We start from the raw sequence: 16,038 nt of genomic DNA, 5'->3' as shown, positions 1-16,038 counted from the left end.
GGCCCCCGGGAGATCATCTCCCGGGGGCCCTTCCGCATGACGTGTCGGGGCCGTGCGCGGCTCTCAGGCCGCTGTGGTCATCCCGTGCCGCTCGGCCGCCCGCCACAGGCTCCGCAGCCGGTCCAGCTCGGCGAGCTCCGCCCGGGACCAGGGACGGTCCCCGTGGGCGCGGACGAAGGCGCGGAGCGCCTCGTTCGCCTGGGCGGGGGTCTGGGGCCGGGAAACCGCGGGTCCTTGCTCGGGAGTGGTGGACATATGACCAGCGTAGGGGCTGGGTATGACAGCGGCAGGTCCTTTTGCGTCCCCCTCCGCCGTGTAGTTTAAACCTCAATCGCTCCGCAAATGCCCGAAATCGCCGCTGACCTGCGAATATGGTTGCCAGTGCGGGGAGTTGGGCCTGCCGGGGCAGTCGGAGGATGCGACGGATGTCACCTCCGCCCGCCCTCCCGCGCCGGGGCCGGAGCCCGGTCGCAGGCGTCTTCACCGCTCCCGCACGCCTCCCGCCGCCCTCCTCCACCTCCCGCCGCCCTCCTCCACCTCCCGCCGGTCCCCCTACAGGGCCGCGCCGCCCGGCTTCACCATGCCGCGGACGGTGCGGGAGTCCACGTAGTCGCCCAGTGCCGTCATCTCCCACTCGCCCGAGAACTGGCGGATCAGCTTGCACATCAGCACGCCCGTGCGCGGCTCGGAGCCGGTCAGGTCGAAGCGGACCAGTTCCTCGCCGGTGGCGGCGTCCAGCAGGCGGCAGTACGCCTTGGCGACCTCGGTGAACCTCTGCCCGGAGAAGGAGTTGACCGTGAAGACCAGGCCCGTCACCTGCGGCGGCAGACCACCCAGGTGGACGGTGATGGCCTCGTCGTCGCCCGCGCCCTCGCCGGTGAGGTTGTCGCCGGAGTGCTGGATCACCCCGTTCAGGATGGCGAGCCTGCCGAAGTAGCAGTTGTCGATCTTCTTGCGGTTGGCGTCGTAGGCGATGACCGACGCGTCGAGGTCGACGTCCTTGCCGCGGAAGGCGGGCTCCCAGCCCAGACCCATCCGGACCGAGGTCAGCAGCGGCTTGCCGCCCTTGACCAGGGAGACGGTCTCGTGCTTCCGCAGGTCCACCCGGCCCTTGTCCAGGTTGATCTTCCCGGGTGCGGCGGGTGCGGCGGCGGCCGGCGCGGCCGGCGCGGCGGGCTCCTCCACCGTCACGCCGAAGTCCGTGGCGATGCCCGCCAGCCCGTCGGCGTACCCCTGGCCGACCGCGCGGACCTTCCAGGCGACGCCCCTGCGGTACACCTCGACGACCACCAGGGCCGTCTCCGCGCCCAGCCGGGGCGGGGTGAAGGTGGCCACCACCGCGCCGCTCGCCGCGTCCCGCACGGTCGCGGTGGGCTCGGTGCCGGCGAAGGTCGCGCCCGGGGCGTCGAGGCTGGCCGTCACCACGACCTTCTCGATGCCGGCGGGCACCGCGGCGGTGTCCACGGTGATGGTGTCGAGGCCGCCCGCGGAACTGTGGGCCACCCCCGGGGCGGAGGGCTGGTTGTAGAAGACGAAGTCGTCGTCGGAGCGCACCTTCCCGTCCGCGGCGATCAGCAGGCCGGAGACATCGAGCCGCGCCGGCGCGGTCACGTCCACCGCCACACGCGCGGTGGACAGCGGGAGGTTCGAACCGGGAGTCATTGCAGTCATGGTCCGGATAACGGACCAGGTGGCTTTACGGTTCCATTACCTCAGCCGTCCGGTGCGCCCGCTCCGGCGGGGCCGGAGCGCGGGGCGAGCCGGGCCTCAGCGGGGCGGGCGGGAGTGGCCGAAGAACAGGCGGTAGGCGACCAGCAGCACCAGGGAACCGGCGACCGCCGAGACCCACAGGGCCGGGTCGTAGAAGTCCCGCTCCACGGGACGGTCCAGGTAGTTCGCCGACAGCCAGCCGCCCACGAACGCCCCGACGATGCCGATGAGCGTGGTGCCCACCAGTCCGCCCGGGTCGCGGCCCGGCAGCAGGACCTTGGCGACGACCCCCGTGACCAGTCCGAGCACCAGCCAGCTCACGATGTCCACGATCGAACCCCTCCCCGCCGCGGGCCCCCGGCCCGCGGTACGCGATCTTCGCGGGCCATCATGCCCGAACGCAGGAGTCCTCGAACACCTTCGGCCGGGCGGACGTCGGCGGGCCCGTACGGATGGCGGCGCCCGGGCCCTCATACCTGAACACCGTTCATGCCAAGGAACCGTCCAAGGGATTCGCCGGGTTCCGCCCGGAGCGCCAAAGGTGTGGAAGCACCGGAGAACCCCCGGCCGCCTCCCGGGCGCGGGTGAGTGGCGGATCCCGCGCTGTTCAGATGGGCGGACATGCGACACCATCGTGCGCGGTCCCGTACAAGCGCGGACGAGGCTGCCGCGGCCCGGTCCGCTGATCCGGCCTTCGCCCGTCCGTCCAACCGGCTCGCCCGTCCGAGCCCGACTCACACCAAGGAGCCGCCGATGCGCGCTTCCGCGTTCGTCTACCCCTGGGACGTCGTCGGCGACCCGGCCGCAGCACGCCGGATCGCCGACCTCGGCGTCGAGCAGGTCACCCTCGCCTCCGCCTACCACTCCACCAGGGCGCTCACCCCCCGGCATCCGCGCCACCGGGTCGTGGCGGCCCGGCACTCCGCCGTCTACTACCCGGTGGACCGGGCCCGCTGGGAGGGCCGGCGGCTGCGCCCGTACACGCAGGACTGGATCGCGGGCCAGGACCCGTACGGCGAGGCCGCGGCGGCCCTGGCCGACGCCGGGCTGGAGGTGCACTCCTGGGTGATCCTCGCCCACAACACCCGGCTCGGCGGCGAGCATCCGGACCTGACCGTGCGCAACGCCTACGGCGACCGCTACCCCTGGGCGCCCTGCATCGCGCGGGAGGAGGTGCGCGCCTACGCCGCCGCCCTGGCCGCCGAGGCCGCCGTGCGGCCCGGCGCGCGGGGGGTGGAGCTGGAGTCCTGCGGCTGGTACGGGCTGGGGCACCTGAGCGCCCACGACAAGACCGGCGGGGTGCGGCTGGACGGGGCCGGCCAGTACCTGATGTCGCTGTGCTTCTGCCCGGAGTGCGAAACCGGGTACGCCGCGCACGGGGCCGACCCAGAGCTGCTGCGGCGTGCCGCGGCCGGCGCGCTGGAGCCGCTGTGGCGCGGGGGGCGCGGGGGTGCCGCCGACAGGCGCGGCCGGGAGTGGGAGGAAGTGGAGAAGCTGCTGGGGCGGGAGTTCGCCCGGGTCGCGGCCGACTGGCGCAACCAGGTAGCGAGCGCTTTCCAAACCGAGGTCGTGACGGCCGTGCGAAAGGCCGCGGAGGCTCGGCGGAGGGATGGGTTCCGGGTGCTTCTGCACGCCGATCCGGCACCCCACCGCTGCGGGGCCAACGTCGGAGTGGATCCCGCCGGCGTCCTCGCCCTGGCCGACGGGGTGGTGCTGCCGTGCACCGGGGGCGACGCCGAACGCGAGGCCGTCCTGGCGCCCTTCGCCCCGTACCGCGCACCCTCCACCGTGCTCGCGGCCAACCTCACGGTGGTCGGAGGGATGGGCGGAGATCCGGCGCGGCTGGCCGAGGACGCCGCCCACGCCGGGGAGCTGGGGGCGACCGAACTGCGGCTATACCACGCCGGCCTGGCCTGCGACGCGGACCTGGCGGCCGTGCAGGCCGCGCTGTCCCGGCTCCGCTGATCCGGCGAGCCGCCGCGAGCGCGTGGACGGCAGCTCCCTGTGATCGTCGGCGCATCCGTCGTTGCGTACGGCAAGCGCTTTCAGGGCGGCCCTTGAAAGTTCTGTCAGAACCGTTGACGGAGCCCGGGGGCCGCCCTACTTTCGTCCCACCGCACGTCGTACGCGATACGGCATACGTCATATCTCGTGCCTCATATACGAGATGCCGTATGCGGGTGTGCGCCGCACCCCCGGGTGCCGTGCGCACCGCCGCCCGTACGTCCGTCGCCGCAGCCGACCTGAGAGCCGACCGCATGAGAGTCCCCCTGACCGGTCTCGCACCGGTGCCCGTCCCCTCCAGGACGCAGTACGTCATGGAGCATCTGACCCACGCCATCCTCACCGGGCAGCTCCCGCCCGGGCAGCCGCTGGTGGAGACCGAGCTGGCCGCACGGTTCGGCGTGTCCAAGACCCCGGTCCGCGAGGCGCTGAAGACCCTCGCGGGCCGCGGGCTGGTCGTGATGAGCGAGTACAGGGGCGCCACCGTGCGCACCGTGGACACCTCGATGGCGCGCTCGGTCTACGACGTGCGGCTGCTGCTGGAGCCGGAGGCGCTGCGCCGCACCGTCGCGGTGAAGGCGGACCTGGCCGGGGCCCGGGCCGCGCTGGAGCGGGCCGACGCGGCCGCCGACCGGGCCGACCGCTCGCTGGCCAACCGGGACTTCCACCGGGCCCTGTACCTGCCCTGCGGCAACCCGCTGCTGGCGCGGATGCTCGACGACCTGCGCGACCAGGCGGCCCTGGTGTCCACCGTCGTCTGGGAGGCCGTGCCCTCCTGGGAGCGTGAGGCCGCCGAGCACCGGGAGATCCTCGCCCGGGCCCTGGACGGGGACGCCGACGGCGCGGCCGGGCTGCTGCGCGACCACATCGAGGGATTCGTCCGCCGGGCCCTCCCGGCCATGGAGAACCAGGAAGGTCAGGTCCAGGCATGACGGACTTCTCCCACCGGCGAGCCGCACTCGCCGACGTCGTGGCGATCCCGGTCACGCCGTTCGACGAGCGGGGCCGGCTGGACGCGGGCACCTACCGGGCCCTGGTCCGACGGCTGCTGGACGCCGGAATCCGCGCCGTCACCCCCAACGGCAACACCAGCGAGTTCTACTCCCTCACCCCCGACGAGCGGCGGCTGGAGGCCGAACTGACCGTGGCCGAGGTGAAGGAGGCCGGAGGGGAGGCCGAGGTCGTCGTGGGCGTCGGCCACGACCCGGCGACCGCGGTCGCCGCCGCCGAGCAGGCCCGCGACGCCGGGGCCGGCATGGTGATGGTCCACCAGCCCGTCAACCCCTACGTCTCGCAGGCCGGCTGGGTGGACTACCACCGGGTCGTCGCCGAGGCCGTCCCGGAGCTGGGTGTCGTCCCCTACCTGCGCAACCCCCTCATCGAGGGCTCGGCCCTCGCCCGGCTCGGGGAGGCGTGCCCCAACGTCATCGGTGTCAAGTACGCCGTCCCCGACGCCGCGCGCTTCGCCGCCTTCGCCCGCGACGCCGGCCGGGACCGCTTCGTGTGGGTGGCCGGACTCGCCGAGCTGTACGCGCCGTCCTACTTCGCCTGCGGCGCCACCGGCTTCACCTCCGGCCTGGTCAACGTGGTGCCGCGGATCTCGCTGGAGATGCTCCGCGCCCTGCGGGCCGGGGATTTCGGCGCCGCGATGGAGGTGTGGGAGAGCATCCGCGTCTTCGAGGACCTGCGCGCCGCACAGCAGTCGGCCGACAACGTCTCCGTCGTCAAGGAGGCCCTGGCCCACCTCGGCCTGTGCCGCCGCGACGTCCGCCCCCCGAGCCGGACGCTGCCCGAGGAGCAGCGCGCGGAGATCGCCGGAATCGTCAAGGGATGGGAGGCGGCATGACCGACCGGCACGACCGGCACGAGCGGCGCGGCGCCCCCCGCGCCCGCCGCGCCCCCGAGGAGCTGCGCAGCCACCAGTGGTACGGCACCGACGGGCTGCGCTCCTTCAGCCACCGCGCCCGCACCCGGCAGCTCGGCTACCTCCCCGAGGAGCACCTGGGCAAGCCGGTCATCGCGATCCTCAACACCTGGTCCGACATCAACCCCTGCCACCAGCACCTGCGTGAGCGCGCCGAGGCGGTCAAGCGCGGGGTGTGGCAGGCCGGCGGCTTCCCTCTGGAGTTCCCGGTCTCCACCCTCTCGGAGACCTTCCAGAAGCCCACCCCCATGCTCTACCGCAATCTGCTCTCCCTGGAGACCGAGGAGCTGCTGCGCTCCTACCCGGTGGACGGCGCGGTGCTGATGGGCGGCTGCGACAAGACCACCCCCGCCCTGCTGATGGGCGCGGCCAGCGTCGACCTGCCCACCGTCTTCGTCCCCGCCGGACCCATGCTGCGCGGCCACTGGCGGGGCGAGACCCTCGGCTCGGGCACCGACATGTGGAAGTACTGGGACGACAGGCGCGCCGGTCTCATCGGCGACTGCGAGATGGCCGAACTGGAGTGCGGGCTCGCCCGTTCGCCCGGCCACTGCATGACGATGGGCACCGCCTCCACCATGACCGGCGCCGCCGAGGTCCTGGGTGTGACCATGCCGGGGGCGTCCTCCATCCCCGCGGTCGACTCCGGCCACTCCCGGATGGCTGCCGCGGCCGGGCGCCGGATCGTGGAGCTGGCATGGACCGACCGCAGGCTCTCCACCGTCCTGACCCGTGAGGCGTACGAGGACGCCGTCGCCGCCGTGTGCGCGCTGGGCGGCTCCACCAACGCCGTCATCCATCTGATCGCGATGGCCGGGCGGTCGGGCATCGGCCTCACCCTGGACGACTTCGACCGGATCGCCCGCGCCACCCCCGTACTGGCCAACCTCAGGCCCGGCGGGAAGTACCTGATGGAGGACTTCCACTACGCGGGCGGCATGCCCGGCTTCCTCTCCCGGCTGCGGGACCACCTCCACCTGGAGCGGCCCACCGTCGCACACGGGACGCTGCGCGAGCAGATCGCCGGCGCCCTCGTCCACGACGACGACGTCATCCGCACCACCGACGACCCGCTGGCGGCCGAGGGAGGCGTGGCCGTGCTGCGCGGGAACCTCGCCCCGGACGGCGCGGTCATCAAGCACATCGCCGCCGAGCAGCACCTGATGAAGCACACCGGCCCGGCGGTCGTCTTCGACGACTACCGCACCATGCAGGCCACCATCAACGACCCGGACCTGGGCGTCACCGCCGAGAGCGTGCTGGTGCTGCGAGGCTCGGGACCACTGGGCGGGCCGGGCATGCCGGAGTACGGGATGCTGCCGATCCCCGACCACCTGCTCAAGCAGGGCGTGCGCGACATGGTCCGCCTCTCCGACGCCCGGATGAGCGGCACCAGCTACGGCGCCTGCGTCCTGCACATCGCCCCCGAGTCCCACGCGGGCGGGCCGCTGGCCCTGGTGGAGACCGGCGACCTGATCACCCTCGACGTGGCCGCGCGCACCCTGCGCCTGGAGGTCGACGACGCCGAGCTCGAACGCCGGCGCGCCGCCTGGCGCCCGCCCGAGCGGCGTTACGGGCGCGGCTACGGGGCGCTGTACGAGGAGCACATCACCCAGGCCGACACCGGCTGCGACTTCGCCTTCCTCGCCCGCCCCGGCGAGGTCCCCGAACCCTACGCGGGCTGACCGCCCGTACCGCACCACTGCCGCACCACCGCACCACAGACCGTCCGAATCACCCGCCGACACGACATCTCGAACGACGTTCGACAGTCATTCGACGACAGAACGGAGCACCGGCAATGGCACTCACCGCCGTGCCGAGGAAGCGCGCCCTGCCGGGGAGGCAGGGGAAACCGGGAAGGCCGGGGAAGCCCGGACTCACCCGAAAGCGCGGCCTGCCGTACGTACTGGTCGCACCCGCCGGGCTGCTGATGCTGGGCTTCATCGCCTACCCGATGCTCAGCGTCCTGTACTACAGCCTCCAGCACTACAACGTCACCAAGCCCTGGCGGAACGGCTTCGCGGGTCTGGACAACTTCCGGGAGATCTTCCTCGAGGACCCGCTGTTCTGGCAGACCCTCGCCTTCAGCGCCAAGTGGGTCGTCGCCGAGGTCGGCCTCCAGCTCGTCTTCGGCCTGGCGCTCGCTCTGATCGTCAACCAGACGTTCGCCGGCCGCGGTATCGCCCGGGCCCTGGTCTTCTCGCCCTGGGCCGTCTCCGGTGTGCTCACCACCACCATCTGGATCCTGCTGTACAACCCCTCCACGGGCCTGAGCCGCTACCTGGCGGACGCCGGCATCGGCGAGTACGGCACCTCCGTCCTCTCCGACACCGGCACCGTCTTCTGGGCCGCGGTCCTGGCCGAACTGTGGCGCGGTGTCCCCTTCTTCGCGATCCTCATCCTCGCCGACCTGCAGTCCGTCTCCAAGGACCTGTACGAGGCGGCCTCGGTGGACGGCGCCGGCCGCTTCCGGCAGTTCTGGCACATCACCCTGCCGCACCTGAAGGACGCGATCATCCTCTCCACCCTGCTGCGCGCGGTGTGGGAGTTCAACAACGTCGACCTGCTCTACACCCTCACCGGCGGCGGACCGGCCGGCGTGACCACCACGCTCCCGCTCTATGTCGCCAACACCGGCATCGAGGGCCACGACTTCGGCTACGCCTCCGCGCTGACCACCGTGGCCTTCGTGATCCTGCTCTTCTGCTCGATCCTCTATCTGCGCCTGAGCAAGTTCGGAGGCGACGACAAGTGACCGCGGCGATCGTGGAGAAGGGCGTCCGGACGCCCGCCCCGGCCGACGGGGAGACCCCGCCCCCGGCCCGGAGGAAGGCACGGCAGCGCAAGCTCGACGACGGGCCGCCGCGCTGGCGGATCTACGTGCCCCTGGGCATCTACCTGCTCTTCACCCTCATCCCCTTCTACTGGATGCTGCTGTTCGCCGTCCGCCCCTCCGGCTCCACCTCGCTGGTGCCCTGGCCGATGACCGGCGAGCACTTCGAGAAGGTCTGGAACGAGCGCAGCTTCGGTACCTACTTCCTCAACAGCACCCAGGTCGGCATCGCCTCGATGGTGATGACGATGGCGGTGGCCCTGGCCGGCGGTTACGCCCTGGCGCGCTTCCGGTTCCGGATGAAGAACGCCTTCATGCTGGCGCTGCTGTGCTCGCAGTTCATCCCCGGCGCGCTGATGCTGGTCCCGCTGTTCGAGACCTTCCGGGGCCTCCAGCTCATCAACTCCATGTGGAGCGTGATCATCGCGGAGACGGTCTTCCAGCTGCCGCTGTCGATGATCCTGATCAGCGGCTTCATCAAGAACGTCCCCGAGTCGCTGGAGGAGGCCGCCTGGGTGGACGGCTGCTCCCGGCTGCGGGCGTTCGCGGCCATCGTGCTGCCGATGCTGCGACCCGGGCTGATCGCGGTGGGCTCCTTCGCCTTCGTGCACAGCTGGAACCACTTCCTGTTCGCCCTGATGTTCCTCTCCTCCCAGGAGAAGCAGACGATCCCGGTGGGCCTGAACACCCTCATCGGCTCCGACAGCGTGGACCTGGGCGCGCTCGCGGCGGGCGGTGTGGTCGCCGCCGTGCCCGTGGTGATCATCTTCGCCTTCATCCAGAAGTGGCTGATCACCGGCTTCAGCGCGGGGGCGGTGAAGGGCTGATGACTCCCACCGCACCCGCCTCCGCCCCGGCCCTGCCGGTCGTACTGGCCGGCGCCCGCGGCCACGGTCGCTGGCACCTGGCCAACATCCGCCGCCTCGCGCAGGAGGGCCTGGTCCGCCTGGCCGGGATCTGCGAGCTGACGCCGCTGGGCGAGGACGAGCTGGACGGTCCGGGCGACCCCGAGCAGTCGGTCGACTTCGCGGCCCTGCTGGAGAGCACCGGCGCGCGGATCGCCGTGGTCTGCACCCCGATCCACACCCACACCGGTCTGGCGCTGGCCGCCGCGGAGCGGGGCGTGCACCTGCTGCTGGAGAAACCCCCCGCGCCCTCGTACGCGGAGTTCGAGCGGATGGTGAAGGGGGTGCGGGCCGCGGGCGTCGCCTGCCAGATCGGCTTCCAGTCCCTGGGCTCGCACGCCGTCACCGCGGTGCGCGACCTGATCGCCGACGGCGCGATCGGCGCGGTGCGCGGCATCGGCGCGGCCGGCGCCTGGAGCCGGGACCTGGCCTACTGGAGCCGTGCGCCCTGGGCCGGCCGGCGCCGTCTGGAGGGCCGGGACGTTGTGGACGGCGTCCTCACCAACCCCCTGGCCCACGCGGTGGCCACCGCGCTGCGCATCGACGGCGGCGACCGCGCCGAGGACATCGCCGGCATCGAGCTGGAGCTGTACCGCGCCAACGCCATCGAGTCCGACGACACCTCCTGCGTCCGGCTGCGCACCGAGCGCGGCGACGGGACGACGGGCGAGATCACCGCTGCCGTGACCCTGTGCGCCGAGCGGCCCGGTGAGCCCTACGTCGTCGTCCACGGCACCGGCGGCCGGATCACCCTCTGGTACAAGCAGGACCGCCTGCTGCTGGAACGCGACGGGCACGAGCCCGAGACCACCGAGCACGCCCGCACGGACCTGCTGCGCAACCTCGTGGCCCACCTCACCGACGGCGAGGAGCTGCTGGTTCCGCCCGAGCGCACCGGCGCCTTCATGCGGCTGGTGGAGGCCGTGCGCACCGCGCCCGAGCCGCGCCCGCTGCCCGGCAGCGCCTGGCGCACCGAGCCCGGCGCCGACGGCGACGGCTCCGCCCGGCGGATCGTCACAGGCGTCGACGAGCTGGTCGCGGCGGGAGCGCGGGAGCTGGCCCTGTACTCCGAGCTGTCCGGCGGATCCGGTCCGCGCGCCCCCTGGGCCGCACCGGCGGCGGAACCCGGGCGGGAATCCGAGCGGAAGGGGGCCGGGGTATGACCGCGCCGCACCCGGGCGCCGGCGAAGGCGCCGGAACCGCCGAACTGCGCTGCGGCGGACGGACGGTCGCCCGCTACGAGTACCGGCCGCGCCTGGCCGGAAGCCAGTCGCCGCGCCCCTACCTGCACCCCGTCCGCACCCTGGGCGGCACCGCCGTCACCGAACTGCGGCCCGCCGACCACGTGCACCACCTCGGGGTGAGCGTGGCCGTCCCCGACGTCGGCGGCGCAAACTTCTGGGGCGGGCGCACCTTCGTCCGCGACCGGGGGCCGGTCGAGCTGGACAACCACGGGCACCAGGACCACCTGGGCTGGACGGATCTGCGCGAGGACGGCTTCACCGAGGAGATCGCCTGGCGGCGGGGCGGACGGCGGCTGCTGACCGAGCGCCGCACCGTCACCGCCCGGGCGCTGGACGCGGACTGCTGGGCGCTGGACCTCACCACCGAGCTCACCAACGTCTGCGGCGAGGAGCTGTCGGTGGGCAGCCCGGCCACCAACGGCCGCCCCGGCGCCGGCTACGGCGGCTTCTTCTGGCGTCCGCCCATCGGCCCCCGCCCGCCGGAGGTGTTCACCGGGGACGCCGAGGGCGAGGAGGCGGTGCACGGCTCGCGGGCTCCCTGGCTGGCCATGGCGACCGACGCCTGGACGCTGGTGTTCGCCGGCGCCACCGAGGACACCCGCCGCGACCGGTGGTTCGTACGCGCCGCCGAGTACCCGGGGGTCGGCTCCGCACTGGCCTGGGACGGCAGACTGCCGTTGCCCGCCGGGCGGCCGGTGGTGCGGCGCGTGGTCACCGGTGTCGCCGACGGACGGCTGGAGAGGGCCGCCGCCGCCGAGGTCGCCGCCCGGCTCACCGGGAAGGAGGCGCCCCGATGACGGCCCTCCCGGCGACCGCGCTCCCCGCGGCCCCGGCCGGCACGTACCGCAATCCGGTGCTGGACGCCGACTGGTCCGACCCCGACGCCGTCCGCGTCGGCGACGACTACTACCTGACCGCCTCCAGCTTCGGCCGCGTCCCCGGCCTGCCGATCCTCCACTCCCGCGACCTGGTCAACTGGCGGATCGTCGGCCATGCCCTTCAGCGGCTGGAGCCCGAGCAGGCGTTCACCGCCCCGCGCCACGACCGCGGGGTGTGGGCGCCCGCCATCCGCCATCACGCCGGCCGATTCTGGATCTTCTGGGGCGACCCCGACCACGGCATCCACCAGATCAGTGCCGAGGACGTGCGGGGCCCGTGGAGCGGACCGCACCTGCTGAAGGCGGGCCGCGGACTGATCGACCCCTGCCCGCTGTGGGACGAGGACGGCCGCGCCTACCTGGTGCACGCCTGGGCGGAGTCCCGCTCCGGGATCAAGAACCGGCTGACCGGCCACCGGATGAGCCCCGACGGCCGCGAACTGCTCGACGCCGGCCGCACGGTCGTCGACGGCGACGCGCTGCCGGGCTGGTTCACCCTGGAGGGCCCCAAGCTCTACCGGCACGGCGGCTGGTACTGGATCTTCGCTCCGGCCGGGGGAGTGGAGACCGGATGGCAGGGCGCGTTCCGCTCCCGGGACGTCTTCGGCCCCTACGAGGAGCGCATCGTGCTCGCCCAGGGCCGCACCGGCGTCAACGGCCCGCACCAGGGCGCGTGGGTGCGGGCGGCCGACGGCTCCGACTGGTTCCTGCACTTCCAGCAGCGCGGCGCGTACGGGCGGGTGGTGCACCTGCAGCCGGTGGACTGGGACGGGCAGGGCTGGCCGGTGATCGGCGACGGGGGTGAACCCGTCGCCGTCCACCGCTCGCCCGCTCCCGCCGAGCGCCCGGCGGCCCCCGCCACCGACGACGACTTCCCCGGCGGGCGCTTCGGCCACCAGTGGTCCTGGACCGCCAACCCGGGGCACGGCTGGACGGTCGCCCACCGCGGCGACGGACTGCGGCTGGTGTGCCGTCGCACCGCCGACGACCGGGACCTGCGCCGGCTGCCGAACGCGCTGGTGCAGCGGCTGCCCGGCCGCCCGTGCACGGTCGAGGTCGGGATGCGGCTGGACGGGGCCGACGGCGGCGCCAAGGCCGGGCTGGCGGTCCTGGGCGACGCGTTCGCCTGGATCGGCCTGGAGCGGGACGCCTCGGGGACGACCCGCCTGGTGCACCGCTTCGCCGAGCCCGCCGCCGAGCACGAGCGGGACGCCGCGCACTCCCGGCCCGCACCGGACGGCCGCGCCCGTCTGCGCATCGAACTCCTCCCCGGCGCCCGCTGCCTGTTCTCGGCGCGCACCGGGGACGACAGGGACTTCGTCCCCTCTGGCCCGCCCTTCGCCGCCACCTCCCTGGCCGGGGTCCCCCCTGTCGGAGACCAGGGGCGGGTCGGTGCCCAGCTCGGTCTGTTCGCCGCCGCTCCCGAAGGCGGCGAACCGGCCGGAACCGCGGTCTTCACCCGATTCCGCGTCACCTGACCCGGTCCGCCGGCCACCACCGCATCCGGACAACCGCACCCGGACACCACCGTCCGGCCCATCCCCAGGACACTCCGCACCCCGACACACGAACACCCAAGCGGAAACGCACGACCAGGAAAGAGGCTCGACGATGAGTGGAAACAACAGCCGCAGACCCCGTGCCCGCACCCTGCTGGCCCTGGGCATCAGCGCGTCCCTCGCCCTGACCGCCACCGCCTGCGGCGGCTCGGGCACCGAGACGGGCAGCGAGGGTGAGGGCGAGGGGAAGATCGTCTTCTGGGACAACAACGGCGGCGTGCGCACCGAGGTCTGGAAGAAGATCATCACCGAGTTCGAGAAGGAGAACCCGGACATCGACGTGGAGTACGTCGGCATACCCATCGCCGACGTGCAGTCCAAGTACGACACCGCCATCCAGGGCGGCGGCGACAGCCTGCCGGACGTCGGCATGGTCGGCACGGCCTACCTCGCCAACATGGTCGCCCAGGGCGCGCTGGACCCGGTCGGCGACCGGATCGAGGAGAGCCCCCTGAAGGGCAAGCTGGTCAACGGCATGGTCGAGAGCGTCAAGGCCGCCGGTGGCGAGAAGGACCAGATGTTCACCGTCCCGACCTCCGCCAACCAGGGCGTGCTGTGGTACCGCACCGACCTGTTTGAGGCGGCCGGTCTGGAGAGCCCCAGCACCTGGGAGAACTTCTACACGGCGGCCGAGGAGCTGACCGACAGGAAGAACAACCGGTTCGGCTTCACCATCCGCGGCGGCGCGGGCTCCGTCGCCCAGGCGCTGGAGATGATGTACGCGCAGTCCGGCATCGAGAGCTTCTGGGACGGGGACAAGACCACCGTCAACGACCCGGGGAACGTCGAGGCGCTGGAGAAGTACGTCGGCCTGTACAACAAGTACACGCCCAAGGCCGACCTGAACAACGACTTCACCAAGATGGTCGCCACCTTCACCGGCGGTGAGGTCGGGATGCTCCAGCACAACCTGGGCTCCTACACCGACCATGTGAAGGCGTTCGGCGAGGCCGGCGTCGACGGGCTGCCGATGCCGGCCTCCTTTGAGGGCGGCCCGCGCACCCTGGTCTCCAACCCGGTCGACGGGATGGGGCTGTTCAGGTCCAGCGGGAACAAGGCGGCGGCCTGGAAGTTCATCGAGTTCGCCGCGTCCGCCGAGATGAACAGCCTCTGGAACGAGTCGGCGGGCGCCATCCCGGCCCACACCGACGCCGCGGACGACGAGTGGATCAACAAGGCCAGGCCCACCAAGGCGGCCATGGAGTCGCTCGACGACCCGAACACCAAGATCGTCCAGCTGCCGTACTACCTGCCGGACTGGAACAGCATCAGCAAGGCCGACACCGAGCCCAACTTCCAGAAGCTGCTGCTGGGGCAGATGACGGCCGAGGAGTTCGCCGACGACCTGGCGGAGCGGCTCAACGAGGCCCAGGCCGAGTGGAGCGAGCAGAAGGGCTGACGCCCCGCCGCGGTGGGGCGGCACCACACCGGTCCGCCCCGCCGCACCGTCCGTGAGGACCGGCCGTCCCCGGGTTCCCGGAGCGGCCGGCCCCCTCCGAACACCCCCGAAGGACCGAAGGACCGAAGGAGCCACAGTGCAGAGAAAAATGTGCCAAGCGCGTGTCATGGCCCTGGCAGGTTGTGCCTCGCTCGCCCTGACCGCCCTCGCCGTACCCGCCCAGGCCGCGCCGCGCCACGGCGCCGACCAGACCCGTGCCGTCCTGCCGAAGAACGACGGCTGGGCCTCGGCCGACGGCGGCACCACCGGCGGCGCCGCCGCCGACGCCGACCACGTCTTCACCGTCACCAACCGCGCCGAGCTGGCCGCGGCGCTGAACGGCGGCGACGACACACCGAAGATCATCAAGGTCAAGGGCACGGTCCACGGCAACGCCGACGACCAGGGACGGCCGCTGGCCTGCGAGGACTACCAGCGCGACGGCTACACCCTGGAGAAGTACCTCCAGGCGTACGACCCCGCCGTCTGGGGCGAGAACGAGCCCTCGGGCCCGCTGGAGGAGGCCCGCGCCGCCTCGGCCGCCGAGCAGAACGAGCGGGTCAAGCTCGCCGTCGGCTCCAACACCACCCTGATCGGGGTGGGCGACGACGCCGCCATCCTCGGCGCCAGCCTCCAGATCCGGGGCGTGGAGAACGTCATCGTCCGCAACATCACCTTCGAGGACACCTACGACTGCTTCCCGCAGTGGGACCCCACCGACGGGGAGGGCGGCGCCTGGAACTCCGAGTACGACAACGTCGTAGTCCACGGCTCCCGCCACGTCTGGATCGACCACAACACCTTCACCGACGGACGCCGCCCCGACAGCGAGCAGCCGCGGTACTTCGGGCAGCTCTTCCAGCAGCACGACGGCCTGCTGGACATCGTGCGCGGCGCCGACCTGGTGACGGTGAGCTGGAACGTCTTCACCGAGCACGACAAGACCATCCTGCTGGGCAACAGCGACAAGGCGGAGGCCGACGACCGCGGCAAGCTGCGCACCACCTTCCACCACAACCTCTTCGAGGACGTCAACGAGCGCGCCCCGCGCGTGCGCTTCGGCCGGGTGGACGCCTACAACAACCACTTCGAGCAGAACGAGGGCGCCAAGTACGGCTACACCTGGGGCATCGGCAAGGAGGGCGCGCTCGTCGCCGAGCACAACGCGTTCACCCTCCACAAGGGTCTGGCCCCGGCCGACACCATCCGCCAGTGGACCCCCGGAACCTCCATGACCGAGCGGAACAACTGGGTCAACGGCCGCCACGTGGACCTGCTGGGCGCCTACAACGCCGCCAACCCCGACCGTCTCCTCGGTGACGACGCGGGCTGGACCCCGGCCCTGCGCACCCGCGTCCACCACCCGCTGGCCGTTCCGTACCTGGTGGACCGGTACGCCGGAGCCGGCGAGATCAGGGTCAGGGAAGGCAAGGGCCGCAGGTGAGCTTCACCCGGCGCGGTGTGCTCCCGGCCGGAGCCGGCGCGGCCCTCCGGCCGGCCCTGGCGGGCCGGGCCCACGCCGGGCCCGGCCGTGCCGGTC

Annotated in this window: 14 protein-coding genes; 11 read left to right on the top strand and 3 right to left on the bottom strand. The window is 72.7% G+C overall.

Annotation, left to right across the window (positions count from 1 at the left end; genetic code table 11):
* Positions 1-63: 63 nt before the first annotated feature.
* The 3 genes from AC2CJA_RS13405 to AC2CJA_RS13395 form a co-directional block, all read right to left on the bottom strand.
* A complete protein-coding gene (locus tag AC2CJA_RS13405; RefSeq protein ID WP_484602921.1) occupies positions 64-255 on the bottom strand; it encodes a hypothetical protein in 192 nt (63 codons plus the stop codon).
* Positions 256-552: 297 nt separating this feature from the next.
* Positions 553-1,662, bottom strand: coding sequence for a TerD family protein (locus tag AC2CJA_RS13400; protein WP_484602920.1), 1,110 nt, complete (start codon positions 1,660-1,662; stop codon positions 553-555).
* A 105-nt stretch (positions 1,663-1,767) separates the two neighbouring features.
* Positions 1,768-2,040 carry a GlsB/YeaQ/YmgE family stress response membrane protein gene (locus AC2CJA_RS13395; protein ID WP_484602919.1) on the bottom strand — a complete coding sequence of 91 codons (273 nt, stop codon included), beginning with the start codon at positions 2,038-2,040 and terminating at the stop codon, positions 1,768-1,770.
* Positions 2,041-2,463: 423 nt separating this feature from the next.
* Between AC2CJA_RS13395 and AC2CJA_RS13390 the strand changes: the two genes are divergently transcribed.
* From AC2CJA_RS13390 to AC2CJA_RS13340, 11 genes are all read left to right on the top strand, one after another.
* Positions 2,464-3,675, top strand: a complete 1,212-nt coding sequence (locus AC2CJA_RS13390; protein WP_484602918.1) for a hypothetical protein — start codon at positions 2,464-2,466, stop codon at positions 3,673-3,675.
* A gap of 293 nt (positions 3,676-3,968) precedes the next feature.
* Entirely contained in the window at positions 3,969-4,646 is a 678-nt protein-coding gene (locus tag AC2CJA_RS13385; protein WP_484602917.1) for a GntR family transcriptional regulator, read from the top strand.
* A complete protein-coding gene (locus AC2CJA_RS13380; RefSeq protein WP_484602916.1) occupies positions 4,643-5,560 on the top strand; it encodes a dihydrodipicolinate synthase family protein in 918 nt (305 codons plus the stop codon). The genes AC2CJA_RS13385 and AC2CJA_RS13380 overlap by 4 nt, the downstream gene beginning before the upstream one ends.
* The gene (gene araD, locus AC2CJA_RS13375; protein WP_484602915.1) at positions 5,557-7,323 is read left to right on the top strand and encodes an L-arabinonate dehydratase; all 1,767 of its coding nucleotides are present in this window, start codon (positions 5,557-5,559) and stop codon (positions 7,321-7,323) included. Before AC2CJA_RS13380 ends, araD begins: the two co-directional genes overlap by 4 nt.
* 116 nt (positions 7,324-7,439) lie before the next feature.
* Positions 7,440-8,396 carry a carbohydrate ABC transporter permease gene (locus AC2CJA_RS13370; protein ID WP_484602914.1) on the top strand — a complete coding sequence of 319 codons (957 nt, stop codon included), beginning with the start codon at positions 7,440-7,442 and terminating at the stop codon, positions 8,394-8,396.
* Entirely contained in the window at positions 8,393-9,301 is a 909-nt protein-coding gene (locus AC2CJA_RS13365; protein ID WP_484602913.1) for a carbohydrate ABC transporter permease, read from the top strand. Before AC2CJA_RS13370 ends, AC2CJA_RS13365 begins: the two co-directional genes overlap by 4 nt.
* Positions 9,301-10,542 (top strand): Gfo/Idh/MocA family protein, encoded by a 1,242-nt coding sequence (locus tag AC2CJA_RS13360; RefSeq protein WP_484602912.1) that lies wholly within the window; start codon positions 9,301-9,303, stop codon positions 10,540-10,542. Before AC2CJA_RS13365 ends, AC2CJA_RS13360 begins: the two co-directional genes overlap by 1 nt.
* Positions 10,539-11,420: a DUF6807 domain-containing protein gene (locus AC2CJA_RS13355; RefSeq protein WP_484602911.1), complete on the top strand. Its 882-nt coding sequence runs from the start codon at positions 10,539-10,541 to the stop codon at positions 11,418-11,420. Before AC2CJA_RS13360 ends, AC2CJA_RS13355 begins: the two co-directional genes overlap by 4 nt.
* Positions 11,417-12,979, top strand: a complete 1,563-nt coding sequence (locus AC2CJA_RS13350) for a glycoside hydrolase family 43 protein (protein WP_484602910.1) — start codon at positions 11,417-11,419, stop codon at positions 12,977-12,979. The genes AC2CJA_RS13355 and AC2CJA_RS13350 overlap by 4 nt, the downstream gene beginning before the upstream one ends.
* A gap of 133 nt (positions 12,980-13,112) precedes the next feature.
* A complete protein-coding gene (locus AC2CJA_RS13345; RefSeq protein ID WP_484602909.1) occupies positions 13,113-14,459 on the top strand; it encodes an ABC transporter substrate-binding protein in 1,347 nt (448 codons plus the stop codon).
* 166 nt (positions 14,460-14,625) lie between these two features.
* Positions 14,626-15,942: a pectate lyase family protein gene (locus tag AC2CJA_RS13340; RefSeq protein ID WP_484602908.1), complete on the top strand. Its 1,317-nt coding sequence runs from the start codon at positions 14,626-14,628 to the stop codon at positions 15,940-15,942.
* Positions 15,943-16,038 lie beyond the last annotated feature (96 nt).

It is taken from the genome of Streptomyces sp. ATLC9 (genome assembly GCF_057196705.1).
The sequence above is the reverse complement of the archived record's forward strand: the minus strand, read 5'-3'. Positions and strand labels throughout refer to the sequence as shown.

What these genes read in the sequence shown, in the direction of transcription:
- AC2CJA_RS13405 (WP_484602921.1), bottom strand. Translation starts at nt 255, where the DNA reads ATGTCCACCACTCCCGAGCAAGGACCCGCGGTTTCCCGGCCCCAGACC.
- AC2CJA_RS13400 (WP_484602920.1), bottom strand. Translation starts at nt 1,662, where the DNA reads ATGACTCCCGGTTCGAACCTCCCGCTGTCCACCGCGCGTGTGGCGGTG.
- AC2CJA_RS13390 (WP_484602918.1), top strand. Translation starts at nt 2,464, where the DNA reads ATGCGCGCTTCCGCGTTCGTCTACCCCTGGGACGTCGTCGGCGACCCG.
- AC2CJA_RS13385 (WP_484602917.1), top strand. Translation starts at nt 3,969, where the DNA reads ATGAGAGTCCCCCTGACCGGTCTCGCACCGGTGCCCGTCCCCTCCAGG.
- AC2CJA_RS13380 (WP_484602916.1), top strand. Translation starts at nt 4,643, where the DNA reads ATGACGGACTTCTCCCACCGGCGAGCCGCACTCGCCGACGTCGTGGCG.
- araD (WP_484602915.1), top strand. Translation starts at nt 5,557, where the DNA reads ATGACCGACCGGCACGACCGGCACGAGCGGCGCGGCGCCCCCCGCGCC.
- AC2CJA_RS13370 (WP_484602914.1), top strand. Translation starts at nt 7,440, where the DNA reads ATGGCACTCACCGCCGTGCCGAGGAAGCGCGCCCTGCCGGGGAGGCAG.
- AC2CJA_RS13360 (WP_484602912.1), top strand. Translation starts at nt 9,301, where the DNA reads ATGACTCCCACCGCACCCGCCTCCGCCCCGGCCCTGCCGGTCGTACTG.
- AC2CJA_RS13355 (WP_484602911.1), top strand. Translation starts at nt 10,539, where the DNA reads ATGACCGCGCCGCACCCGGGCGCCGGCGAAGGCGCCGGAACCGCCGAA.
- AC2CJA_RS13350 (WP_484602910.1), top strand. Translation starts at nt 11,417, where the DNA reads ATGACGGCCCTCCCGGCGACCGCGCTCCCCGCGGCCCCGGCCGGCACG.
- AC2CJA_RS13345 (WP_484602909.1), top strand. Translation starts at nt 13,113, where the DNA reads ATGAGTGGAAACAACAGCCGCAGACCCCGTGCCCGCACCCTGCTGGCC.
- AC2CJA_RS13340 (WP_484602908.1), top strand. Translation starts at nt 14,626, where the DNA reads ATGGCCCTGGCAGGTTGTGCCTCGCTCGCCCTGACCGCCCTCGCCGTA.